24 protein-coding genes and 1 pseudogene are annotated in these 25,680 nt (G+C 41.6%); all 25 read right to left on the bottom strand.

Going from position 1 to position 25,680, the window contains the following annotated elements:
- Nucleotides 1–123: 123 nt before the first annotated feature.
- On the bottom strand, nucleotides 124–492 hold the full coding sequence (locus tag REC12_RS17740; protein WP_308896775.1) for a hypothetical protein: 369 nt from the start codon (nucleotides 490–492) through the stop codon (nucleotides 124–126).
- 166 nt (nucleotides 493–658) lie between these two features.
- Complete coding sequence (locus REC12_RS17735) at nucleotides 659–2,167, bottom strand: hypothetical protein (protein ID WP_308896773.1); 1,509 nt, start codon at nucleotides 2,165–2,167, stop codon at nucleotides 659–661.
- A gap of 176 nt (nucleotides 2,168–2,343) precedes the next feature.
- Nucleotides 2,344–2,940, bottom strand: a complete 597-nt coding sequence (locus REC12_RS17730) for a hypothetical protein (RefSeq protein ID WP_308896747.1) — start codon at nucleotides 2,938–2,940, stop codon at nucleotides 2,344–2,346.
- A 386-nt stretch (nucleotides 2,941–3,326) separates the two neighbouring features.
- On the bottom strand, nucleotides 3,327–3,509 hold the full coding sequence (locus REC12_RS17725; RefSeq protein WP_308896771.1) for a HepT-like ribonuclease domain-containing protein: 183 nt from the start codon (nucleotides 3,507–3,509) through the stop codon (nucleotides 3,327–3,329).
- Nucleotides 3,451–3,759: a nucleotidyltransferase family protein gene (locus REC12_RS17720; RefSeq protein WP_308896746.1), complete on the bottom strand. Its 309-nt coding sequence runs from the start codon at nucleotides 3,757–3,759 to the stop codon at nucleotides 3,451–3,453. Before REC12_RS17720 ends, REC12_RS17725 begins: the two co-directional genes overlap by 59 nt.
- Nucleotides 3,760–3,993: 234 nt before the next feature.
- Nucleotides 3,994–4,491, bottom strand: a complete 498-nt coding sequence (locus REC12_RS17715) for a phospholipase D-like domain-containing protein (protein WP_308896745.1) — start codon at nucleotides 4,489–4,491, stop codon at nucleotides 3,994–3,996.
- A gap of 61 nt (nucleotides 4,492–4,552) precedes the next feature.
- Entirely contained in the window at nucleotides 4,553–4,672 is a 120-nt protein-coding gene (locus REC12_RS17710) for a ribonuclease H family protein (RefSeq protein WP_374214225.1), read from the bottom strand.
- A gap of 378 nt (nucleotides 4,673–5,050) precedes the next feature.
- The gene (locus REC12_RS17705; RefSeq protein WP_308896743.1) at nucleotides 5,051–5,239 is read right to left on the bottom strand and encodes a hypothetical protein; all 189 of its coding nucleotides are present in this window, start codon (nucleotides 5,237–5,239) and stop codon (nucleotides 5,051–5,053) included.
- A gap of 620 nt (nucleotides 5,240–5,859) precedes the next feature.
- Nucleotides 5,860–6,075 (bottom strand): nucleotidyltransferase domain-containing protein, encoded by a 216-nt coding sequence (locus REC12_RS17700; protein ID WP_308896741.1) that lies wholly within the window; start codon nucleotides 6,073–6,075, stop codon nucleotides 5,860–5,862.
- A gap of 328 nt (nucleotides 6,076–6,403) precedes the next feature.
- Nucleotides 6,404–6,583 (bottom strand): transcriptional regulator, encoded by a 180-nt coding sequence (locus REC12_RS17695; RefSeq protein WP_014904112.1) that lies wholly within the window; start codon nucleotides 6,581–6,583, stop codon nucleotides 6,404–6,406.
- 2 nt (nucleotides 6,584–6,585) lie between these two features.
- Nucleotides 6,586–6,915, bottom strand: a pseudogene (locus REC12_RS17690) (VOC family protein); the annotation flags it as partial.
- Nucleotides 6,916–6,937: 22 nt separating this feature from the next.
- Nucleotides 6,938–11,806, bottom strand: coding sequence for a RecQ family ATP-dependent DNA helicase (locus REC12_RS17685; protein WP_374214224.1), 4,869 nt, complete (start codon nucleotides 11,804–11,806; stop codon nucleotides 6,938–6,940).
- A 226-nt stretch (nucleotides 11,807–12,032) separates the two neighbouring features.
- Entirely contained in the window at nucleotides 12,033–15,089 is a 3,057-nt protein-coding gene (locus REC12_RS17680; protein WP_308896737.1) for an SIR2 family protein, read from the bottom strand.
- Nucleotides 15,090–15,486: 397 nt separating this feature from the next.
- Nucleotides 15,487–16,770: a HEPN/Toprim-associated domain-containing protein gene (locus tag REC12_RS17675; protein ID WP_308896735.1), complete on the bottom strand. Its 1,284-nt coding sequence runs from the start codon at nucleotides 16,768–16,770 to the stop codon at nucleotides 15,487–15,489.
- Nucleotides 16,771–16,970: 200 nt separating this feature from the next.
- Nucleotides 16,971–17,573: a hypothetical protein gene (locus REC12_RS17670; protein WP_308896733.1), complete on the bottom strand. Its 603-nt coding sequence runs from the start codon at nucleotides 17,571–17,573 to the stop codon at nucleotides 16,971–16,973.
- 278 nt (nucleotides 17,574–17,851) lie between these two features.
- On the bottom strand, nucleotides 17,852–18,574 hold the full coding sequence (locus REC12_RS17665; RefSeq protein ID WP_308896732.1) for a RelA/SpoT-related domain-containing protein: 723 nt from the start codon (nucleotides 18,572–18,574) through the stop codon (nucleotides 17,852–17,854).
- Nucleotides 18,575–18,580: 6 nt separating this feature from the next.
- On the bottom strand, nucleotides 18,581–19,696 hold the full coding sequence (locus REC12_RS17660) for a ParA family protein (protein ID WP_308896730.1): 1,116 nt from the start codon (nucleotides 19,694–19,696) through the stop codon (nucleotides 18,581–18,583).
- 135 nt (nucleotides 19,697–19,831) lie between these two features.
- Entirely contained in the window at nucleotides 19,832–20,071 is a 240-nt protein-coding gene (locus REC12_RS17655) for a hypothetical protein (RefSeq protein ID WP_308896728.1), read from the bottom strand.
- Between the two features lie 14 nt (nucleotides 20,072–20,085).
- On the bottom strand, nucleotides 20,086–21,165 hold the full coding sequence (locus tag REC12_RS17650) for a DUF429 domain-containing protein (RefSeq protein ID WP_308896726.1): 1,080 nt from the start codon (nucleotides 21,163–21,165) through the stop codon (nucleotides 20,086–20,088).
- Nucleotides 21,166–21,248: 83 nt separating this feature from the next.
- Complete coding sequence (locus REC12_RS17645; RefSeq protein ID WP_308896724.1) at nucleotides 21,249–21,650, bottom strand: ribonuclease H family protein; 402 nt, start codon at nucleotides 21,648–21,650, stop codon at nucleotides 21,249–21,251.
- A 312-nt stretch (nucleotides 21,651–21,962) separates the two neighbouring features.
- A complete protein-coding gene (locus REC12_RS17640; protein ID WP_308896723.1) occupies nucleotides 21,963–22,259 on the bottom strand; it encodes a hypothetical protein in 297 nt (98 codons plus the stop codon).
- A gap of 23 nt (nucleotides 22,260–22,282) precedes the next feature.
- Complete coding sequence (locus REC12_RS17635; RefSeq protein ID WP_308896722.1) at nucleotides 22,283–22,540, bottom strand: DNA helicase; 258 nt, start codon at nucleotides 22,538–22,540, stop codon at nucleotides 22,283–22,285.
- Between the two features lie 169 nt (nucleotides 22,541–22,709).
- Nucleotides 22,710–23,777 (bottom strand): alcohol dehydrogenase catalytic domain-containing protein, encoded by a 1,068-nt coding sequence (locus tag REC12_RS17630; RefSeq protein WP_308896720.1) that lies wholly within the window; start codon nucleotides 23,775–23,777, stop codon nucleotides 22,710–22,712.
- Nucleotides 23,778–24,048: 271 nt separating this feature from the next.
- Nucleotides 24,049–24,864, bottom strand: coding sequence for a nitroreductase family protein (locus REC12_RS17625; protein WP_308896767.1), 816 nt, complete (start codon nucleotides 24,862–24,864; stop codon nucleotides 24,049–24,051).
- Between the two features lie 51 nt (nucleotides 24,865–24,915).
- Entirely contained in the window at nucleotides 24,916–25,566 is a 651-nt protein-coding gene (locus REC12_RS17620) for a flavodoxin family protein (protein WP_308896718.1), read from the bottom strand.
- Nucleotides 25,567–25,680 lie beyond the last annotated feature (114 nt).

Here is a 25,680-nt window from a genome sequence, read left to right as displayed (position 1 = left end):
TTGGGACAACCTCAACGGCTCCTCTGCATAAAGGAAGGTTGAGTTGTAACCTTAGACGAGCTTGAGCATAGGATAAACTGACTGGCTGAGTTAATGAGGCCGGTCAATACGGCAGATTAGAATTCAACCTCTTCGAGTAATTTCATCCGTTAGCAATGATTGGGAAATGGACATTGCTTTTATCATATTCCGGAAGCGGGTGTGATGAAAGGTACTCTCCGCAAATTTCAGCTGTGCTTTTTCACATTTGCTGATAATTGAAGATACAGGTGGCAGTGCTTCGATCAATTCCTCTTTTGTATATTTTTTGTCCATGACATTTTCATCTGTTATCAACAATTTGGAAATATACATTGCTTTTATCCTGTTTTTAAGGAGTGTGTGCTGAGAAGTACCCTCCAAAAATTTTGGCTGCATTTTTTCACATCTACTGATAACTGAAGAAACAATTTGAAGAGCTTCTTCTAATTCTTCTCTTGTATATTTGTCCACAGTATTCTCCTCAAATTCTGATTTATTGCTCTGTTGGATTATATAAATAATAAGTAATTCCTCTTTAATCATCCTTATACCATATTAGCCTACAAATATTTATGGACGTGAAATACAATTAAACTATTCCAATTGCCCATAATCCTCATAATCTCTTAGAACAGGCCTATATGATTTCCACCGTAATATCTTTACGGCTTTTTTCATGAAACACCGTGCGCCATTCCACATCGTCCACCGGTTCAAAATACAGAGCAGAGCAGGTATGATGGAGCTTACCTTGTTCGCTACCGCCGAAAATGATGGCAGTCGGACCAGCTGCGCCGCCAATAATACCGAAGCAAATGCCGCTGAATACCTGCTGCGGCTCATTGGGATCGGTGCGCTTCTGCCGAGGTTGGTCGGAACGAAGGCAATCCATGACAGTGAATGCCTCATCAGGCAGATCCGGCGAGAGCGTATAGCTCATCACAGCACAGTATGGCGGGAACTCCTGATTTTGTCTGTTAAAATGCTCACAGGACATTTGGTGCTGCTCATATTCCTGCACGATCAGCGTATGCTGTGCGCCGGTAGTCGGGTGTGTAAAGTCAACGCGCTCGCCGGGTGCTGACACATGGAAGTGCAGTCCCACTACAGCAACAGGCCTCTGCATCAGGGTTATGCTGAGCGTCGTGATCTGCGGTTTGGGTTTTTTCAGCCATGGAAATGCGGCACGCCAGATTGCCCAACCATAAGCAGGATCAAGGCCATAATGTCGTATCACGTTCTTGGCTTCAATATCGTTGCCCTCTGGGAAGCAGGGATTCCATGACACGCCGCAGCCACGGGAGCCTGAAAGGACAGTTTCGTTCAAGACAACTTTCGAATTCATATTGAAGGCCAGCGGATTTTCTGCCTTGGCCTGCATCTGCTGTTCATCGGTAAAGCCGCTTCCGTCATTCTCAATAGAGAGATTCCATTTATCCATAAAGAAACGGATGCGCTCTGCTGGAACCCGAAGGCAAAAATCCACGACCAAACCTTTACTGCAGGTGTAAATCGCTGGGATATACCAGGCTTCATCATCCCAGACAAACTGCTTAGCGAGAGAAATTTCCCTGCCGGCTCTTTCACGATCATGATGTCCCCAAAAGTTGCCGTCAAAGTAAACTTTCCATTCAGGTATCTTCGGCTTGACAGGAACCCACGCACAGTAATCTTCCGTATATTTGATGCGGCTGTAATCAAACCCGGCCTGCAGCTTTTTAATATAAGCAAAGGGCTGCTTCATAGGCGCAAGCAACAGCTTCTCCCGAATGGCATCCAGCACAGCCTGCTGCTCACCGGTGATGGGATTGTCCCGCAGGAAAGCGTCAAACTGCGCTTGATCCCAACAGTATACCTGCCCCAGTGCCACGGCATGACCGCAAGCCAGCAGGAGCCGCAGGAAGTCCTTAAAATCTCTTGCCACAGGATGCACATAACTTCCCGCCGTTCTCATCGGGCTGACGGCAAACATCATCTCACCAAAGCCGCGTACGAAGCAATAGTGAATACCATCCGTTCCTGCCCAACCGATCACTTTCGCACCCTTGGGCGTGCAAAAATAGTTGCTTTCGCTCTCGTCACGCTCCAAACCAACGCGGGAGCCGTCAATATTCAGTTTTAGATATTTTTCATAAGTGGTTGCCATCATGACCTCACATTCTATGTATACGTCTAAAAGTAAGAATAACGCGAACTGACGTTTTGTGTTAACAAAATAATTATTGGACAAAAGCAATCCATTCTAATAGCATAATAGCATGCAATTCACTTGGCCTCGAAAACAAGGGATAATTCACAATTGGACATACTCACTGCTATGACCTACTCGGCTAGATTCAAAAACTCTGTATAATTTGCCTCACCTATATCATTTAACTCACTTTGCAGTTGCCCATTGTCATTATACAGTTCAATGTTTTCCAAAGCTGATTCCCGCGTTGAATAGACTATATAAGCATTTCCTACTTTCTCCTTCACTATTTCGCCATTCTTAAATTTAACAACGATGTTTTGGATATCCACTGGCCTCTTTATGTCAGTGTCAGAGTCCCATTTAGAAGCATTGAAGGTTCCAAATACAACTGTCCTGTTATTGTACTCTATTACATTAGCATTAAAACACTGGCTAAGAGGTTCTAAAACTCCCCCTGCCATTTTTTCAACACTTTTATCACTCGCTATAATGAATAGATTTGTCATCGTATGTCCATCGCCTGGATATTTGGAAGCCAAAACTAACGTCTTGTCATCTAACGGCTTTTGATAGATAATTTTCAATTCCCCCTTATTTGATGGTTGTGTAATTTTGTAAGCCGAGTCAATACTTTCTGAGATATTATCAGTTTTCCGATTAGAGCATCCTGCCAAAGTAAGCAAACTTAACAGCGCGATGGCACTAAATACATAAAGTCTTCTCATCTGAAGTTCACCCTCTCCTGTACCTTACAGACAACGTTTGACGTAGTTTCTTTTTCGCCGAACTTTTATCTTTTCCTTCCATCATTCACCAAATAATTCAAAAACTATAGAAAAGGGCGCCAGTCAGTCTTAAAAACTGATTGGCGCCCTTTTCTATTTTCAAGCCACACAATGATAATGTTACGTAGTATAAAATCAAACTTTAATAACACCACTTAATCTGTTTTCCCTATGGCCTAGAGAACAAAATCAATCCTTACTCAATGATTCCAATAACTCCTGCAGATAGTTGATTTGTTCCGGTGAAAGCTTTCTGGCTGTATCCATAAGACGTCGAAGTTCCGGCTCAAGCTGCGGACGTTCCTCGGCAAAAAATTCTGTAAAGATTACGTAAGAACATCAGGCTGTTGAATTATGCCGGAACAATAGTCCTTAAGTTTCGGAATATCACTTGTAATCGTTTCCCATAAGCTTTTATCGTCAATTTTACCATAGTTATGAACAACTACATTACGCAAGGCCTTGATATAAAAGCACTTCTTCCTTCTGGATTTTACGCAGAAAATCATCATCCAGACTTCCTGTTGTCAGAACATCGACTTTTATCTGTAAAGCTTCCTCAATTTCCGTATACAGCCCACATAAAGCAAACATCCCTTTAAGAGATCCTTTATCCACTCGTAAATCTACATCACTGTTTTCTGTAACATCTCCACGAGCATAAGAGCCAAATAAATACACCCGTTCAACGCCATATTTCCGGGCGATTGGTTCGACAACAGCTTTGATTTCTTCTATCGTATGCTTTTTAACCGGCATCGCTCTTACCTCCGTAGAATCAATTACGTGAATGGCACTATTTATATTAGTATATCACAAACCCTTTTAAAAAGGAGAATGCACTGTGGAATATTATGGTATATTTACATATTTTACAATCCATAGATATACTATTAAATGAGGACTACCGGTTAGACAAATAAGAGGTTTAGAGCTCTAATTCTATAATTCGCCATCACAGCAAGAATAAGAGACGGAAAGTACCACCTCCCATTACTTATTCTCCATACTCCATATCAACTCATTGGCAATATTCGGGCTATCAAGCCGCATGATACTTTCTTCCGCATTACCAAAACTCAAAAGATTTATGCTTCCGTACCATACAAGCCTTTGGTCAATAATTGCATATTTTTGATAAATCTGTGATTTAAAGATAATACTTATACCGGCATCTTTCATTAAACCCACTGTCTCCTGTAACCTACTCCTATCCTTTTCCTTAAAATCTTCACCAGGTCTGGTTACCACGATCACTCTCACTTTATTTTCCAAGGCAACCATAAGGTATTGCATCATTTGTAAGGTTCGCTTCCTGGTAAGGAAAGGACTGACAATCAATACTTCCCTAGCTGCATTGATAATATCATTAGAATATACCGAAAGGAAATTATCTTTATCAAAGATACTATTGTTGGACTCCTCCGCCATTGATTCACCTTTAGCTTTATAGCCAATCGCAGCATAGCCGTTAAGCCGTTTATGATACATCTTCTCCAACATCCTGATATTGATATCCACATAATCATAGATTTGAACTTCATTTTTATTCTCAAAAAGTCTGTGCAGCAATCCATTTCTGTTCAATGGCTTCTGTCAAATATTTCGAGTCGCTATTGATAGTCACGCGGCATTTTTTCTTTAAAACTTCCAGTTCTTTGATGGCAGCCATTAACTCCATCCGGTTATGGTTGTATTGGCGTACCTTACGGACAACGTTAACGTATAGTTTCTTTTTCTCCGAACTTTTATCATTTCCTTCCACCATTCACCAAATATTTAGCGCCTAAAACTGATTGACATCCCTTTGCTATTTTCAAGCTACACTATGATACGCAGCTTTATTTATTGATATGAATCAGGTAGGAGGCCACTCATTATTTGAGTGACCTCCTACCAGTCGAGTAGCCAAGAGGAGTTTCACCCCAAGGCTCTCACAGATCCGTACGTGAATCTCTCGATTCATACGGCTTCTATATATTCACTCATTAAAATTTCCCACCGAGAGCCCAATGTGCAAACAAGTTGGGCTCTCTTTTTCTTACCTGGACTAGCCATTCTTCAGCTCTCCGGCGGTGTCCACGAAAATTCTTGTACTTACATAGCCCACTTTATCAGGCGCCTCTGCACGCAGTCCAGCGCACGCTTCTGCATATCCTTCCTGTTCCGCAGGTATATTTTGCAGACAGCCTTCGGTTTGAAGTTTTCTGTACTTTGTTCCATCCTTGGTAACCTTCATTGACTGTCAACCTCCTAAAGTTCGGCCCTTCCCACTGACCGTCGACTGTTTGTGGTAATGTACTATGGCTTCTGCTTACTTCTCACGATAAATCTTGTTTCAACCGCGCTTCATACGCTCTGTTTCCGCACGTCCGTGAGACCTCCCCGGGTAAGGACGCAGTCTTTCCTTCCACCTATCTGACACATTTACACCGTAGACTTCCAGATAGTTTAGGGCTTTGGTTTGTCTTGCAACCTTACCCAGTCTACATATGCCTGATGTGATTTCTGTTCGTCAGACCAGAAGTTTGCCTCCAGCTTCCTTTAAACTCCACCTCGCGATGGATGCTCTTGCTCTTGGCTATGTGCTTGGCACTATCAACCCGCACTCGGGACTTTCACCCGTTAGACTGAGCCCATGCCGGGCGCACAAGCATAGGCCCCGCGCCGAAACGCGCGGGGCCTATGCTTATAAGGAAGTAAGATTACACTAAATCTTACTCCTTTATAATTCGTAGAGCTTTGAACGGTCAAGACCTATATAAGAAACTTGTATCACTTAAGACTCGGTAACATAGATAATCTCCTTTCTTGCTCTATGCAGCACTATGGGATTGGCATACCTTTCAATTACAATATCTATGTGCTTATTTGTAAGTTTTTGAGCTCATCTCTAAACACTGACAGTGATCGGTAATCAACATTGTCTTCAATGAGGATATCTATGTCATTAGACGTTTCTCCTCTTGCCATAGAACCGAATACTCCTAATTTGCTCAATTTGAATTTCTTAAATAGATTATTTTGAAGCATAATACTTTCTAATTCAGATATCTGATGATTTTGCCCAGGCATTCAGATCACATCCTCTTGTCATTATCTAAGACTTTTTTGTTTAATACCTTTGGCTAATTAATAAACTTAACGATTAACCCGGCATTTTCTCATCTCCAATTATTGGTATTCTCAGCATAGCATGCGGAAATTGTCCCGTCAATGTGCTTTTCTTGGTTTTAATCAGCGCATCAATATAAATCACCTATCTTAAAAGAACCCGGCCCAAAGGCCCTCCGTGTTTTATGTCGGAGGGCCTTTGGGCCGGGTTATAACCTTGTTTAATTATATTTCTATAATAAATGTCAATTAGGTCAGACGATAGAGTTCGAGATATTGAACCTTTGATTCAGTTGATAGGTTCCCATTTACATCGTACTGGAGAAGTAATCATATTTTCCTTTTTCAATTCTTTAAAAGCTTTATCAATTTCTTTACGGTCCAATCCAGTAATCTTCTCAATTTCTCCCGCACTCACAGGTTTTCCTGCTTCTTTCATTGCTTTCATTACATCTTCCAAGATACTCATTATTCATAGAAACGAACTACTCGCTGGCCCCAGGAATGTTCAAGGAGGGGATGAACATATTCAATATCTTTCATAAGGTTTAATTTGGCAGCAAAGCCGTCCATATCTTCTTCCTCAAAATATAACTCACAGGCATTGTTTCCAAAAACAATATCTTCATCTTGCTTATAAATAAAGCCTTTCCAAGTATCAGCAGTCTGCAAGGCAATACCACCTGTCAAAGTCACATTTGCCCCGAAATCTGCAACAATCTCTAACCCTAAAACATCGTGATAGAATTGCTTTGCTTTTTCTATATTTCTTACAGCAAGCAACGTGCAAGTATACTTCATTCTCATGATCCTCCCATGCAGATTAGTTCTGATTAATAATCATGGGCAATATTTTCTCAAAGTAAAGCTCCGGCAAAACAATCCTCACCTCGGCCTCCATATTTTCTTTCCGCCAGTAAACAATAAACCGTATCTTGGCGGTTTTCAGCACATAATTCTTTTTCCCCATCAACTCGATTTGTTGCAAAAATTGCCGGGAGAATTTGAGAACAGCCTGGCCCTTGGCATTATAGCAACCCTTCCCGTCCACACCGAGGAACTCCCCGCTGTTCAGATCCTTAACCAGATGCCGGCAGGAGAGGAAAAAATCCAACTGAACGTCCCGATGGGATAATTGCATCACCAATTCCTGGGGCGGACCATAGGGTTGAGGATCAACAACCACTTGCATAGCCTCGGCTTTGATGAAATTCAAATAGTTCCCGTTATCATAAAGGGTAAGATTATTCCTGGCCCTGGTCAGAGCCACATAAAGCTGGCGTTTGGCCTCCTGGGTTCCCGGGTCAAAGTGGTCCAGCATCAGAAAGACATTGTCAAACTCCCGGCCTTTGGCCTTATGAATAGTGGACACAAAGATCGTTTCCACATTTTCGCCAATAAAATCCTCCAGCGCAGATTCGCGGATAAAGATCTCCAGGTCCGATTGATACTTATACTTGGGATTCGCCGCCTCAAAATCCTTAATCAGATTGAAACAACTCTCTAAATTCAAGCTGCCCCTAAACCGCTCCGCCAGTTTCCTCTTGGCAGTTTCCCAAAGATCATCACGAATGATATAAACATCCTCCATCAAATTTAGGCGGCTGAGGAAATAGCGGATTTCCAGCAGGTTATAGAGGTTAAACCCCTCATTGGACTGGATCAGCCTGGCCTGCCTGCCCTTCTTCATAAGCAGCCCGGCAATCTGTAAAGCTTCCTCATTCCTTTTGGTCAAAACACAGGTGCTGCCGGTCAGCCCCTGGGCCAGGAGGTCCTCGACTAAAGGCGTCAGCAAATACTGGCTGCCATAGCAGACCCGTTTAATCCTGCCGTTGTCACTCTTGACAGCCATAATCGGCGTGTGCTTTAAGCGGTTGGGCAGGCGCGTTAAAAACTGGTTGGCAAAATCGACGAGATTGCTTTTGCTCCTGTAGTTTTCCACCAGTTCAACCAGCACAGCCCCATGTTCGGTGATCAGGCTCTCCATATAGCGGGAACTGGCCCCCCTGAATTCAAAAATATTCTGGTCGTCATCGCCAACGGCAATGATCCGCATGCCCTCGTTCTGTTCCATCAAAGCCTTGATTAAGGCAAACTCATGGGCATCCATGTCCTGGGCTTCATCGATCACCAAGACGGTTTTCGTGATCCGGCCCGGTTCGACTTGTCCGTTCTTGATCCGCTTAATGGCTTCCTGGATGACATCCCCTGACTTTTCCAGGGAGCCGACTCTGCCCAATAAGTCAAAGCAGTAAGAATGAAAGGTTTTGATCTCAATATAGTTGGCCACATTGCCAATCAGCTTTAACAATCGCTTCTTAAATTCCGTCGCCGCCGATCTGGAAAAGGTCACCATCAGCAATTGCTCATGCTTGACATCTTCCATTAACAGCAGGGAGGCCAGCTTATGCACGAGAATCCGCGTCTTGCCGCTTCCCGGTCCGGCAGCGACGACCATAATCCTGGATTCCTTATCCTTGATGATCTTCAGTTGGGTCGGGGACAATTCGCCAAAGAGCTGTTTGAACTTGGCAGGGGTAATATTTCGTTGGATTTCGTCCTGCCGGCTGCCTGGAAAATATCGTTGCAGAAAGGACGTGTAATTCAGCTTAAAATAATCATCTACAAATTGGAGGGCCTCTTGATAGTTCCTGATCATTTTCCGGGCATATTCTCCAACAATGTGGATTTGCTGGACTTTATTCCGGTAATACTCCTCCAGCCTCTGATAATCCTCTAATTTGTAGCGCTTCTTGTTGTCCTGCTCCAGGCGTTCAATGGTCAGCCCATTATAAACCACCATAAAACCGCCCTCGATCTTCAGTGCTTCGATTCTGGAAAGATAGAAAAGGGCATCCTCGATCTCCGCCGTCGTCGCGCTGGTCTGAAAAAGGGTGGACCGCCGGTCGTATTGATCTTTCAGTTCCAAAACCGAAAAGGCTACCGGCACTTCCTCCCGGCTGCTTTCATCCGCAGCCGGGTCTGCCTGGCTTCGATCATAAAGCACATCCAAAATAAAGCGGGCAATATCGTTGCGTTTTTCCAGCTTAGCCGTCAAGGTTTCACTATCAAACAGCGACAGAACGGCCAGATGGTTTTTAGAGTGAGGTGTGGTCTGCCGCCTGATCCAGTTTTTGATTGCCCAGAGATTCAAAATAGTTTTGAGCTTATTGGGCAAAACTTCTGCACAGTCCGCCGCTTCCGCCTGCTCATTCAGCTCCTTGAGATGAATGATTTTTTCCTCATCACCGATGATGGTGAGGAGAAATTTTTCGATCTGCTCATAAGTTTTCAGAATACCCAAAGAATTCTTCCTGCTATCCTTTTTCTTAATAAAGGCATTCAGGTCTTTAGCATCCGCTAAAATCTTTTCCTCCCGCAAAAGGTTGACAATCTGGATGACGTCCTCTTTCACAATCCCCAGATGATCGGAGATATAATCGATCCTTGCTTCCGCCACTTCATCCCCGGAGCGTCCTTTGCTTTTACTGGAGATCAGTTTCTTGATGATCCGTGTGGCCTGTTCCTTTTGCTTAGCACTAAAACGACCGGAACGGTCAATCCTCTGAATGGCCTCTTCGGCATTTCTGGCTAAAATGCTGTTGGCATAGAGTCTCGGGCTATTCTGGCCTCTTTTCAGATAGCCGGCATTTTCCAAGGCGGCAATGGCCGTAGCCACTCTGGTACCGATTTCCATGATACTGTCATCCCAACCGGCCTTACGGGCAATTTCCAAAGTGGATTGAGACACCTGCTTCCGGGATCTGGTGAGATCTTTCACCGCTTTCCAGACCTGCTGGATTTCCTGTATGCTCAGCTTGGTCCGGTTCAGCATCTCAAAATGCTTACTCAAATCATCGTCATTAAACAGCACACAACAGGCGGCGGAAATCGTTTCGTCCCGTCCTGCCCTGCCTGCTTCCTGAACGTAATTCTCCAGGGAATCGGAGATGTCGTAATGGATGACCAAGCCCACATCTTTCTTATCCACCCCCATGCCAAACGCCGAGGTAGCGACCATGATCTGAAGTTCTCCCCGCATAAAGGCATCCTGATTTTCGCTCTTCTCCTGTTTGTCCATCTGACCATGGTAGGCTCCGGCCTGATAACCGTCTTGGCTTAAGTGCTGGGCCAATACCTCGGCTTTACGGGTCCGCGACACATAGATGATGGTCGGACAGTTCTTTTCTTCGATCATATTTCTCAGAGTATTGTACTTATCCTCCTCATCCCGCTTCGCGAAGACCTCATAATGAAGATTGCTTCTGGAAGCATTGGAACTGAAGACTTCCAGTTCCAGTGCTAACTTTTTCTTAAAATAGTCCCGGATGTCTGCGATCACCTTCTGCTTGGCTGTAGCCGTAAAACAGGAAACAGGAATCCCTTCCGCAAGGCCTTTCATTTCCTGATAGTGTTTGATAAAGTCCCCGATATATAAATAGTCCACCCGGAAATCCTGGCCCCAAGAGGAAAAACAGTGGGCTTCGTCGATGACGAAACGGACCACATTCCTGCCTAACAGCAAGCGTTCAATGGTCTTAGAGCGTAAAGACTCCGGCGAGATATACAGAATGGAGGCCGAACCATTTTCCACCCGTTCCAAAGCCTTGGCCCGTTCGATGGGGTCTAGCAAACCGTTAATCGTCACAGCATCTGTGATATTCAATCGTTCCAGATTATCCACCTGGTCTTTCATTAAGGACTGCAAAGGAGAAATAACGACGGTCAGCCCCTTGGTGCTGACTCCGCTCATTAAGGCCGGCACCTGAAAGGTAATGGACTTGCCGCCCCCGGTGGGAAAGACGGCCAAAAGAGATTTGTTGCCAACTGCGGCTTGAACGGCCTTCTCCTGTAAAGGTTCCCCGGCATAGGTCCGGTAATGATCAAAGCCAAAGAAATACTTCAGCCCTTGATGAACGTCCAGGGCCTGATCGCAATACCCACAGCCTTTCAGGCACGGGCTGCTTCTCAATAAAAACATGATTCGTTCTACTGCGGGATAGCTCTTCAAAACCCAGGGCGGCGTGATAGAATAGCGGTTATCCGTATGGATCAGCGCCAGACAGTAGGCCAGTTCGACGGGATAGTCCCCGATTATCCGGGCCAGGTCACTGTTGACACATATTTGGGAATGAAACTTTTCACGAATTGCTTTTTCGAGATGGATCGTGTCTCCTTGATAGCCCAGGAAATGAAAGAAGGAGACAAACTCCTTTTGCTCTCTCAAGACCTGATAAAAGATCTGTTTTAAACCGTCATCCGCCTGCTGAAAGGCCGCAATCTCATCAAAGAAAAGGTCTTTGGCCTTGATAGCGTCATTCAGCGGGTTGTTGGTGTCTTCAGTTTGCAGCTTATCGTCCTTGACCAGCTTATGATAAGTTTTGGCCGGAAAAAGCAGCGGGGAAAGAAACAAGGTATCAATAATTTTCGGATCATCAAGGCCGGCAGCAATGAGGGCCTGGCGAATGTATTGCAAATCATGCTTGAAAATATTGTGGCCGCAAACATAGTCCGACCCATGAAGAAACCTAGCGAAGTCAACCAGAGAATTGGAGTGAAAGGAACCGCCGTCGCCCTTGACACCGCCGATATCCAGCACTTTGCCACTTTTCGGTTCAATTTCGGTATCGATAAAGACGATGGGTTTCAGGTTCGTTCCCTCCTTTGTTCCTAATTGGAGAATGCAAGGCAACCCCTTTTTACATAGCCGGCATCAATAGTGTTATTATTTCCAATAATACGTTTTGTGAAAACAACTGCGCCACCCTTAACTTTTTCCTGATAAATTACCTAGATATTTAGGGACTTCCAAATTATTGGCCTAATACGGATGATGTGCGGTTCACAACGCAACAGAGTTAGACAGTTATATGGAAAATTCAAATACCTTCTAACAAAAGTTGTGAAGAAAACTATTTCTACATGAAATATCTGAAATCATACGGCTTATTATAAATCGCTTCGTCCTGCTTGGACATCCGTGAGAGTACTTTTGCAAAATCCAAAGTAACTGGCAATTGCTTATAAAGGCTGTCACCACTATTCCAGTTCATTTTTGAAAGCATCAGAATTTCATTAACCAATACATCTCCTGATGCTTTTCCATAAAACCGCTTAACTAGCAATGGCGAAGGTATACCACGCCCGCCTTTATAATAGTTGTGCCCAATCCCTGATAAGTCATTGTGTTGGATACACCCATGCGTCCATAGTAAAAAGCAATCATCATCCAACGGCATAGCTGTTCCTCGGTGGATAGCGAACCGCGCCGGATCCCTTTTGAAATCTATCGTATCATACCGAATAGCACGCCATGAAGCATATTCTTGAATCTGCAAAAGTTCGATATCATCGATACCCTCAAGGGCCTGTGTAAAACCCTTTATTTCTTCTTGAGTAAACGGTGTAGTCTTATGTACAACGATACGCCTTAACGGATTTGTCGAATCGTATTTGTAGTATTGATCACGAAGAGTGGACATCATTGACCTTGCCTCATCACTCTTCATATAGGGATTACGACCCCAGAATCCGGGATCATCAATTTTTCTAAGCAGAAGTCGAATCCCGGTTCCTGTCGAATCGAACAGTTGACTGCAACCGATACATGTACCTTTACTTTTCGAGATGGCATAACTTACGCCGACAAAGGCAGTCTCTTTATTCATTGTAACTGGTTGCCAAAGAATACCTGTCGCTTTTGCGTAAAGGCTGGTAGACAAACCCCACATAACCTTGCATTGATCATAGTAGTCTATGGACCTTTCCTCAATAAATTGCACTTTAACAGATTTGTCTGTCGCATATAGCTTTATGGCATCATGAAGATTGAAATCAGTCAAGTGATTTTCTCTGAATCGAGAGAAAACGGTGGGAATATATATGACAGCTATGTCAAAATTGTTTTGACCTGCGAGTCTGTCAATAGTTCTCTTTAAACCATTCGAATAGTCGACTTCGTTCATGTTGGAAGTACGGCTTTGAGAGTAAAGGAATACTTTGGTTGTATTATTTTCCGCAGGAATTGATAGGCCTCTCTTAAACACAGCATCAAATCCAGAATATTGTGTTAAAAATCCATCGTTAGGGTTCCGTGGCAAGGCCGGTTGATTAAGTTTTGACAGATGATTCAGAAGTTTTCTTATTTGTTCTTGCGGTGAAATAATAGCCAGTTCAATAGATGGTCTATGCGTTTGTTGCGTGTAATAGGAGCAATCAAGTGGAGCATATTTTGAAATACCTTTCAGTTGATTAACAGACCTTTTGCTTATGTCAGTAACACTAAACTGCATTTCCGGTTCAGAGAAACGATAGCATGTTTTAGTAGGCCAGCTTTGGACACGGGAAACACCGCCACTACTTATGGGGACTTTGTTAAAGGACAACGAAAAACTCTTATAGGAAAATGAAAAAGGCCTATTTTTTGAGAATAACAAATTCCAGAACTTTAGTTTTTCGTTATATTGTCCATTATATAGCTTCGACATTGCCGAATTGATTCTTCTTTGATTTTCAAAACGTTCAAATGTATTGCCACCGTAATCAGTAACAAAAACTGTGGGGACTGTGTTCAAATAAATTTTACCTTTGTAAACAGAAAGAGAGATTTCAATAGCTTCATAAATCAAGCAGTGGAGATCGTAATCCCTGCGGCTTACTGTGGGATCATAATATTTATTTCGCCGGAATTCAATCATTCCAAATTCACTAATCAATACCTTTTTTATAATGGAATATAGCATACCAATATAAATTGAATCGGTACAATACAAAATGCGGTTTGAAACCCTTTCTTGTTCTATTTGAGATTTGACATGATAATCGAAAACCCTGTTTATTTCATCTGTTTCATCAAAACAATATATACGACTAGCATAAAGCGCTGCTATAATTCTGCTATCGCCGATTACCTCTCTCAATTGTTTCCAAGAGGATATATCCGTATCAAATACCATACACGATGGGAAAGATGTTGATTCAAACGCGTTCAGTTTGGTAAAGTTAGTGTTCGGTGCTATTTGAAAACTGATGGGGAGTTTTCTATGGGCATAGTCTTTCCATAGATTCTCAATGACATCGTTCTTACTGATCTGTGTCGCATAGATACTGTGCATAAATTTATCGAAGCCTTGAATTTGCACTATGCCAGAATTTTCATTTACCTGACATACTCTTTCCATCAGAGCGCTTAGGCGGTCAGATAATTGCACACCTTCTGGTATTGTCCAAATCAGGCCGTATTTCAAAAAATCAGAATTTATCATTCCAGCTTCAAAAATACTCATAATGGATTCATCTGAACCTGAATACCCGACTACGACAAGTCCCTTGTTAACGAGAGATACTGAAAAGGCCTTTTGCATACTAGCTTCGAGTCTCTGGAGTTCAGTTGGCGTATTTTTTATATGGTCATATCGGTAATCGCCATGCAGTTTTATAACCGACGAAAGAGCATTGCTTGGAGCAACGCTTTTATTGGCACTGCTGTAGACATTAAAGCTATGATGTGGAACAAGCGTCTTGATACCCGCTTCAACAAGTTCATCAAAATTCGTTGTCCAAATGTTGACGACTTTCTTTTTGATAAATAGGTTGCCTAGACATAAATGTCCTATTGATGGCGAAATGTCATTAACTTTGCTCAGTATGTAACGTTCTCTTGCGATAGCAGTAGGATGGCATAGTTCAAAATAATGTGCATATTCTTCAGGTGCCCAAAGTGCAGGATGACCGCCTTGGAATTCAAAGTAATTTTGCAATTTTTTTCGTGTGATTTCAGCATTCAGATCTTTGAACAAATCTTTTGATACACTATTTTCTGTGCAATACAGTTCACGTTTGAAATCCCAAATCATTGTTCCTCCAGTGGGGATTCCGGCTTGAGCGGACGCGCCAGAACCCAAGAAGAAATCAATCTCTCCGTTGTTCATAACAGACAAATAACGAATCAGAGTAGCCTGATTGATTACTCGCATTGCCATATCCTCCTTGGGCTTGAGGCTGTATACCTTTTCTCTAATTACATCTTTAACCCATACCATTTTGTCTTTAGCTGTTGTTTATAGCATACAGACTCTGTTTTAATACGATCTAATGAAAACTAGTGGAAGCCCACATATTCTTGGTAACTCACCTTAGCATGTGCCATTTCATTTCTTTCGGTTGTAATTGAATCGGCTATTTTCATTACAATTTCATGCCGTTTTTGTTGATCATTCCAGTCTTTCCAAAATTATATATGTCGAGGTATATTGATTCATCAGTTATTTCATGGTCAGTATTCATTAAAAGATCCTTATAGCTCTTGAAAAGATATATTCGTTCATATAATCATCGAGATTCGATTTTTAACAGGAATCTTATAACATTAACTTATTTGCGTTTTTGTTCCCCTTCATAATTAATAAATGCCTGAAAAATTGTATTAAGCAACAAATCCATTTCCCTCCAGATTTCAAAGTCTATTATTCCATTTATACTCGTTGCTTCTGCTTTTCTATTAAACTTCTTTTGTACTTCACCCTTCTTAATAATTTCACCTTGGTAAGTACCTATTTTGTCTATATAACCTTTCCACATAATTGGAATCAAGTTTCCGTTTTCGGTTAAAACATCTCTTCCAAGGAATAGTTCTATTGAGCAAGCCTTTCTGTTAATATCAACGCATTCGTCTTTTGTCGGGCCAATGGTAGGGTAGTTTTCTGCAAGTTCGATATGTGGTAATGTAATTATTCTAAAGTTTAATGGAGGACTAATAGTTTTCAGTAGTTCGATTTCTGAACATCCTGTTGCATCATTATCATATAAAGCAATTATCCTATTTTGAATGCCAGCTCCGATAAAGGCCTTAACATAATGGGTTAAAAAGCTTGTGCTTCCTTGAACATTTGCTCCAGAAAAGTCTATAAATGAATAGTATTTTTTCATATACGGGTATAAAATTTGCATAGACTTTGATATTACATCCGCGTCGTATTTTCCTTCAGTTAGAATTATTGTTTTTTGTACGCTAAAATCACTATCTTCTGGAAATTCATTACACCATCCACCATTGAATAAGTCCGTATAGTCTAATACAATTTGCATATTAGGCTCAAAAGCATCCAATAATACTCTAAATATTTCCCAACGGGAAGTATATTCAAAATAGATGCCAAAGAAATGTTCATTGTCCTCAAATGGTAAGGAATCGAGCACAATCCGCTCTGCAACAGATAGATCTTTTCTTTTACGCTGTTTTTCTAAATTTTTATATTGGCACTTTGTATAAGCAAAATGGTCTTTTGATAGCATAAGCGCATACCGTTTTGCAGCTGTACACCATTTGTCAAATGTAAATTTTTCTCTTACTACCTTACTATCATATTGGTCATGCTTAGCATCAAAACATTCGTCGAGAAATTCAATTTCTTCTTGTTTACTTTTATCAAACGAATTTCTCGCAGCTTCAACGGTAAATCCCAAACAATCCAAGCTCTTTTTAGCCCGTTCAACAGTTGTAATAAATGAATAACAAGTATAAGATTCGCCGTCATCATCAGTACATTCTTTAACACATCTATCTTCCGGACAAAATATTGTTAATAAATCACCAAACGTGTTTTTGTATGATAGAAATTCATATGATCCAATTTTAATCCCTACAATTTCACCCATAAATGAATTTATCCCCTTATGTTATTATTTGAACTTCTAGTTTTAGCCTAAAGTAATCTTACTTATCTCCATTTGTTGCATCAACTTCTTCAAGAATCTTAAAGGAATACTCAACCTTCCCATTAATTAGCTTTATGTGAACATGAATAACTGGAGTCTTGATCTAAAGATCCTTCTAACCGGGTCGGCAAGACCTATCCCTAAAAGAAAGGACAAAAGACTTCATCTGGATACGGGAGGCGACTGTTATGGTACCTAATAAATTCAAGGTATCGCCTTACATCTGATCGAAGATCGTCAAATGAGCCTATCTTTCTATCTCTAAAGGAGTGAATTGCATTCCGCCTCTGCTGAACATGCAAAACCCATTCTTTCCACTCACTATCATTAAGCCAAATTCTTTTGATGAAAAACTGCCTAAGTTGCTCAAGCTCTAACCGATCGGAGTCAACTAATTTGTCACGTTTCTTAATTGCATTAACATCTTCCTGATAGTCCATGTAATAAACTGAAAGGAATAATTTCATAGTACCTTCAACGAGACTCCCTAGATTTGACCAGGCCAAAATCAATCCGCCGTCGTATTTTTCAGAAATTGGATCATCCTCCCATTCACTTAGGTAGTGAGCTAAAGATACTTGCCAGTCAAGACGGGATTTGGTCAATAACTGTGCTGCCTCTATTGGGGCCCATCCCTGAGCACTCGACCAAAATTTATTTAGCTCTTCAGTAAATCGGATAATACGGTGAATTACTTCCGCTATGTTCATTAAATTAACGTTATTATGATTAGAGAACTTCATCTATGTGCTTCACTCCTGACACTATTAAATTGACCTAGGCATGTCATCTTACTGCTGAATTTGCGAATAATCTTTTGGATAACCAACCAAATATATCCAGAAAGTTATTACGAAAATAGTCCCTTTCTCTAAAAACAATTACTTATTATTTATCCCTTACAAATATGTCCATATTTGGACTTCTGCTAATTAGCCAAACTGGTATATGGATAATGGAAAGTTCATCCGCCTGACAATAGAAACAACTGGTGATCCACCATGGAATATGGAATTTACAATTACAAATCTTTATCAGTTTTTTCAACGTATTCTTTATAGGATCTGAAAATAGAATCTGACAGCCTCGTTCCAGTAGAAACAAGTTTAGATAACACCCTAAGTTGTTCAGCACAAGCAATACTTTCGACTTTATGTGGATAATTAATGGCGTGGTCTATTTCTCCCCATATTTCTTCAAACAACGTTCTCACTTGTATTTCACAGCATATATCGCTTTTATTATTGGGTTTCACAAGATAATGAACACTTGTATAGTATGAATCTCGGACTTCTGTTAAAATACCTAAACGGCCAAAAAAGGCTTTAGTTTCTGGATCCCAAGTATAGGCTTTTGGATCCTCTCCCAAAACCCAGTCTCCACAATCAACCTTTCTAATTATCTCTGTATGAATTGTCTCGAACTGATCTTGATATAAGTGTAGCACACGTACACCCGCCAGATCTGTGACTTCACAAAGCAATGAATTCTCTGTTACTTTAATTCCTTTTTCGGCTTTGCGTTTCAGTTTATCTCGAAGGTGCTCCGGGTCTTTTAATCTAGCTTTAATAGAATGAGCAACCGGAAATGGAGGAGTATGTAATGTTGGATTCAATTCAAAAAAGGTTTTTACTTGATTCAGAAATTGCTCTAAAAGAAATTGTGTCTGCCTATTACAATAGAATTTAATCACGGGATCCACAAGGTCAACCTCAACAATTTCTTTCTTTTCGAGAAGCTCCATTGCTATTTATAGCACCTCCGCCCGTCCAATAAATTCCTTGGCAAAAACATGATAATTTTCTTGTGTTTCTTTATATTTTTTAAAATGGCCCGGATTGGGCTCTTCGACTAATAAAGAGTCCAGCAATTCCGGATTATTTTCCTGATAATATTTATAAGTTTGAGGGACAAGCCACATTGGACACTTCAGCGACTGCGCCACAGAGGGAAATGTGTTATGAGAATGCATAACCGCATCACCTCCTATTGGATTCATAATGTCAGCAATAGGAGCTCTGTTTTGAGGCATTATATATCGATCAACGATTTTCGGCATTTCTTTTGCGTATGCATAATGTGCAACTGCCAAATCGTACTCATTAAGATTCTTAGACTGCTTTTTGGCATTGTATATTGTATATCCAAGGAATTGAACAAACTTTTTAGGGAACCTTGCCCTTTTATCTTCGGATATAAGTTTATATATCGTCTCAAACTCTCTCTGCCATTGTTGCAGAGAATTTCCTATGTTACGAATACCATATACACTAAACATATCTGGCAGGGCAGGAATTATAAAGCCATCAACTGTGGAAATGATCACTTTATTAAGAATTCCCAAACTAGGGGAAGTATCTATCAAGACATAGTCATATCCATTAAGTTTCTTATAAATTTCACATAATCTACGAATATTCGTCACGTACCTAATACTCACATTATCGCTTTGGTATAATCCGCTCCAACGCTCTGCAAGTTTATTTTCATATTTATGTAGGGAGAGCCGTCCAGGGATTAAATCCACATTATTATAGAGTTTAATTACCGGCGGATACTTTGTCAGTTCATTTAATCCATCCTCTGTAGGTTTAAGAAGAAAGTGAATTGACCTAGAGGTATTTATTATTTTCTCTAAGCCATATCGTTCAACAGTTGGTCCGTAATCATCGATAAAATCATCTTCTTCTTGCCAAATCTGATGCAGTCCGTCTTCAAACATACCAGAAATAGTCATATTACACTGGGGGTCTAAATCAATAAGAAGAACCTTTTTTCCAATTTCACCCAGTGCACATCCCAAGTGAAAACCTAACGTTGATTTTCCAACGCCGCCTTTATTATTAAAAAGAGATACAATCTTCATTTCTTACCCTCCCTTTATAATCTAAAAATGCTCCTATATCAATATCATTAGCTTCAATATTTTATTTACTAAACACTCATGCAGACTACAAAAATCGTACTCACAAATATACTAATCATGAATCTATATCCTATATTATAGAAGAAACCCTGTTGGAATTATGATAGGTTTCACCGTCAATCTCGATGGCGATTTTAAGTCTTCGCTTTCCAGCGCAAAATCAATGGAGCGTCTATGTCCATAAATATCTGTGACCGGATACTGAAGAAAGAGATACTCCGCTTGTTCCGGACCAAAGGTATCACAGAACAGCTCGACAAAGAGATCTTCAGTGACGCTGCCCAGGCTTCCCTTCTGCATGATCTTTTCTGTCAATTTCCCTCAACCTCTCAGTCGTCCCTAACTTCTTTCAGCAGGAGCCTATCCCGGAAAGCGCCTCTCTCCTCAACCTTTTGCTTCCTGATACTCTCGAATTCCTGCCGGGAAACCCCTTTATAATCCAGGATGGCATAGACCACTTCCACTAAATCCGCTAGTTCTTCAACCTTTTGGCTGTCCAGGTACTCCTGAAGCTCTTCCCCTAACTTTAATAAGTCCAGGTACCCTGTACCCGAAACCTTTTCGATAATGGCTTTCTTGCCACTGTCTTCGATGATCTGAGGTATCTTATCACGAACCAGTTTGTTGTACACTTTTATCCTTTCTGATTTGCCGTCACGGACTTCCTTCTCATCTATTACCGGAATAGTAATGAAGCCATCTCGGTCATCGCCAATCACCTTTCCCTTATGCCTGGCGAGCCAATAGGCGGCGTAAGCACATAAAAAAGCATCCAGCCTGTCCTCAAGGTTCTTATACCCCTTTTTAGACATAGCTTGAATGCCCTGTGAATGATCGAAAAAATTGTCTATATTACGGATGGGAGGATCAAAGTCCCCCAGCCTTTGCAAAAGGCTGACCATCCGCCCCATTTCTGTCTTGGTTGTTTCAAAAGCAATCTTATGTTTAATCTTATATCTAACTTGAAAAGCATCGGGAAAAAGACCTAAGGTTATTCCCGTGGGAAAGGTTTCCACAATCACGTGCTCTTTATTGCTCAAGTCACCAGTGAGGGCAAAAGCCGGCATCCGCTTTTGAATGGTTTTGACCACTTCTTCTCCCCTGACTGCCCCGAAGTGCTTGAGCATAAAGCGTCTGCTGCAGGTGAAAACGGACAGATTTCTGCCATGAATTTTTTCTCTCATAATAGCACTGTCACAGTACCGGGCACCTGTCTCGTTATTCACGATTAAAGGAGCATCAATCCCCACGATGGCTCCTGTCCGGGCATACTCTGCTACGATATCCCCAATCATTTCATCGCTGAAAACCTTGGACTCGCAAGAGATGATTTCCCCATTGTCAGCAATCACACAAATTCCCGATTCATTGGCATAGATCCAGGCTAAGTCGATTCCGATATAATGCATTTATTTACCCCCAAAAGCCCTTGGTTTTAAGTCACTTTTTAAGTGAATCTATCATACGGTCTTTATTAACACCAAAAGTGTGATCAATTAAGAAGGTCCATGCCGATTTGGGAAAAGCCTTGAGCCTCTTCTCTGATGTCTTCCTCCAAGTCGGGCATATTCATAGCTATTGTCGCTAATTGGTCACAGCGCTCGTTTTCCGGATTCCCTGCATGACCTCGTACCCAATGAAACTTGACTTCATGTTTTTGGATCATCGCCCACAGTCTTTTCCATAGATCTACGTTCTTGACCCCTTCCGTCTTACTCCTCATCCACCCTTTACGCATCCACTTAATGATCCATTTCCGTTCAATGGCTTCTGTCAAATATTTCGAGTCGCTATAGATAGTCACGCGACATTTTTCCTTTAAAGCTTCCAGTCCTTTGATAGTAGCCATTAACTCCATCCCGTTATTGGTTGCATTGGCGTACCTTACGGCCAACGTTTAACGTATAGTTTCTTTTTCGCCAAACTTTTATCTTTTCCTTCCACCATTCACCAAATAATTCAAAAACTATGCAAAAGGACGCCAGTCAGTCTTAAAAACTGATTGGCGCCCTTTCCTATTTTCAAGCCACACAATGATAATGACACGTAGTATAAATGAAGCTTCAATAGAACCACTTACTCTTTTTTCCTATGGCCTATAGAACAAAATCAATCCTTGCTCATGGACTCCAATAACTTTTGAAGACAATCAATTTGTTCCGGTGACAGCTTTCTGGCTGTATCCACAAGACGTCGAAGTTCCGGCTCAAGCTGGGGGGCGTTCCTCGGCAAAAAATTCCGTTAGGGTGATATTGGACTTTGCCATCCAATTTTTTAAAATAGGCATAACTAACCGCCATCCTGGCTGCGGGGCGGTTAGTTCTTTTTCCGGGGAATCCTTCAACTCTTCAACTGCCTGGCTGCAGTTCAAATTCGGATTCAAATCCGAATTTGAGGAGGCAAGCTGTCCGGCTCCGTACTCTGTGAAGATACGCATCAGTTTATTGGCCCTGTTCCGGGTATCCGTCACGATTCGGGATATCAGGGTGATCGCTATGACCACCAATTCTTTACTCCATCTACCGGTTATAGGCCTTTTAGGACATCATGATGTCCTACGGCTCGTAAAATAATGGTATCACTTATCCTTTCAAAGATTATACGAATATCCATATTGGCATAGGCTTCAATAAACGGGGTGTCTTCAATCTTGTGAGTTTGCAAAGATAGATGCCCTGGGTTATCGGCAAGGAAGCGGAGGGCCTTTAAAACCTGTTTTTGCTCTTTTGGCGTTAGTAATAGATAGTCTGTATCAAATGGTTTGTTTCTTATTATGATTGGCATGGGGAAGATCCGCCCCTGACTTAAGCAATTTGCCCACAAAAAAGGGGAGCCTTTGCAACTGCACTCAGTTCCAAAGGCCCCCCTTCTTTTATCTTCATTCCCAGATACCGGAAAAGCAATCGTTCCCTTTTGTTCGCCTTACCTCATTTTCCCAACCGCCATAATCTTATTAACGATCTCTCTCATAAGGAGTTATTGCCCATTTGACGCAACCGTCTTTTTGGCCTCCAAAAACTTCGTAGCCTTCCAAAATATCATTTAAAGGTCTCGTATGGGTCAGCATAAAACGTGGATCAAGTTTTCCTTCTTGTATTTTTTGAAGCATTTCTCCAATACCCTCCCCTTTATGAATTCCCATTCGTATTGTAAGGTTCTTAGAGAAAATTTTATCCATGTGTACGGTTAAAGGTTTAGAAAATACTGCAACTGTAGATACGATTCCGCCGAATTTAGTAATTCTTGTGGCGAGTTCAAAGGTTTGTTGGACACCACCCGATTCAATGGTTGCATCCACACCGGCCCCCTTGGTGATCTCTTTAATTCTCTCTTTAACATTTTCAGTGCCTGAATTAATGACCGCATCAACTGCCTGATTGTGCAGTAAAAGCTCTAAGCGTTCAGGCAGCAAATCAATAGCAATCACTTTCTTGGCCCCAAAAATTGATTTGGCAATTAAACAAGCCGACATTCCGACGGGTCCCACACCGACAACGGCTACTATTTTTTCAGAATTCACTTCCGCATTTTTTACGCCAAACCAACCTGTTGCCAACATATCGGGGACAAGAATGACATCTTCCTCTTTTAAGCTGCTTGGTATAGGCAGGCAGAACAGGTCGGCTTCGGGTATCCACACATATTCCGCTTGCGACCCTTCGAGTTCCCCAACACCAAATATCCCATACTTTTCACATAAGCCGGGTAATCCGCTTTTGCACATTTTACACTGGCCGCAGAATACCGCCGGAAAAACAACACAACGCATCCCAGGTTTTAACGATTTAACTTCAGAACCGGTTTCGACGATTTCCACGCAGAACTCATGACCTACAATTTTGGGCCTGGGAGCGGTTGGAATATGGCCTTGCACCATATGAATATCGCTTGTACAGATTGCTGCTAAAGTCACTTTGCCAATAGCATCCCTGGGGCCGGTGATTTTAGGTACCGGCACATCATCTAAACTATAGTTGCCCGGCCCATGATAGACCAGAGCTTTCATTGTCTCCTGCAACATCTCTTCAACTCCTCCTGGTAGTTTCCTTTTAAAATCAACTAGAGAATGAATATTCATTCATAATCTTCTCAATATTATAGCACATAAAGTAAAATTTTAAATATTCTTAACTCATCTTTTTACAATCATAACGACGTATTGTACTTTGCAAATAAACAAGGGCCTATGCTCATTCAAAGCATGGCCCTCTGGATAAACTAATTAAACTGTGCTCCGGACATTTATCGGGAAGTGAGAAAAACACTTGACTATACCCGGAATTCTCTCTCCTTTAGCCCCACCACGACACTTGCAAGGGATTTCTGTCCACTAATCGTTTATAAGTATACTTTGGAAAGCCTACTAACAATCCACCGGTGACTACCATCTTTTCCGGCAGGCTCAAGATACTCAACAATGGTTGATAATTGGCAGAGGCGCACCCTTCAAAGAATCCCGCCCAACATGTTCCCAACTCGATAGCCGAGGCGTAGAGTTCAGCGTATGCAAGGGAAAAATGTGTATTATCCCGTCCACGGAGATAAAAGTCCTTTGGAGTCATAGCTACAATCAGACATGGAGCGTTCCGTAATATGACATCTTGACCGGTTTTGCGATAAGTGTCCACCACTCCACTATAATACTGTGCCCATGCAGAACCCTTTCTTAATTGTTCTTCCATCCAATCAACTGTAGCAGCCGTTATTTTGCCTAGTATTTCAGCGTTATCAATGACGAGATAAGCAACACCTTGGGTGTTGCCTCCGCTTGGTGCCAAGCGCGCTATATCGAGGAGCTGCATTATTTTTTCCCGGGGTACAGGATTTTCTTTGTAGCGGCGAATAGACCGTCGGGAGCGGAGAAAGCGGGCTGCAGTGTCAGCGTCAAGAACAGGTACATTTTCAAGGGGCAACTGTTTGGCGAACGGTGCCTTAACGTTATCTATTGCCGCCGCGGGACACACAGCTACGCAGTGTCCACAGGCAATACAATTCCGCTCTGTGGCCCGGGGCATTTGGTTCTCGATAATGATACTTCCTGAGGGGCAGACTTCTGCACAGATTCCACAGCGGATACATTTTTCCCGGCTAACTTGAATCAGATCCATATTCAAACTTTCATCACTCCTACTTTCTACTTTTTCCGGTCTTTTGCAAGGTCAGATCTCATCAGATGCAAGTTTTACTCCCATTTCAAAAGCCCTTTGGCAATCAAGCGGAAATTGTTCAGCTTTCTGTTTTGCCTTAGCCTCTTCGGAGAACATCGACGACTCATATTTTTCATAATCAGAAAATTGATAAGTATCATAGCTATATAGGCTTGTAACAGGTTTTCCTATGGTTTTTTCAATCATTATTTCATGTAAATTCAAACTTTGCTTAAGTCCAAATTGCTCAACTTGTTTTTCTGTTGCGTTCATAGTATAAATAAATCCAGCTTGAATTTTCCTGGGATAAACTGTTGCTATTTCCGGATTATAAATGCTATGGGAAAACAAAAAACGCTCTAAAAGTGCGGTCATTCCAGCTGTAATGCTCATATAGTAAATCGGTGAACCAAAAATAATCGCATCAACCGTTTCTAATTTTTCAAGAACCTCTGCTAAATCATCCTTCACGGCACATTTTCCATGCTGCCCGTCTTTTCTTTTACACGCAAAGCAGCTGACGCACCCTTTGTAATTCAAATCATTAAGATGAATTAATTCAGTTTCAGCTCCTTGTGAAGCTGCCCCTTCAAGAGCTTTGCTTAGTAAGGTTGCTGTATTCCAAGTTTTTCGTGGGCTGCCGTTAAGAGCAATAATGTTCACTATATTTCTCTCCTTTAATTATGTTGAATTATTGAATACTACTTAACTTTACGAATAACATTTTTCACAGCTATTTTCATAACCTTACTTCATGATATAATTATATTACTTGGT

It is taken from the genome of Candidatus Desulfosporosinus nitrosoreducens, assembly GCF_030954495.1.
Classification (GTDB): domain Bacteria; phylum Bacillota; class Desulfitobacteriia; order Desulfitobacteriales; family Desulfitobacteriaceae; genus Desulfosporosinus; species Desulfosporosinus nitrosoreducens.
This window is presented reverse-complemented; position numbering and strand designations above follow the sequence as displayed.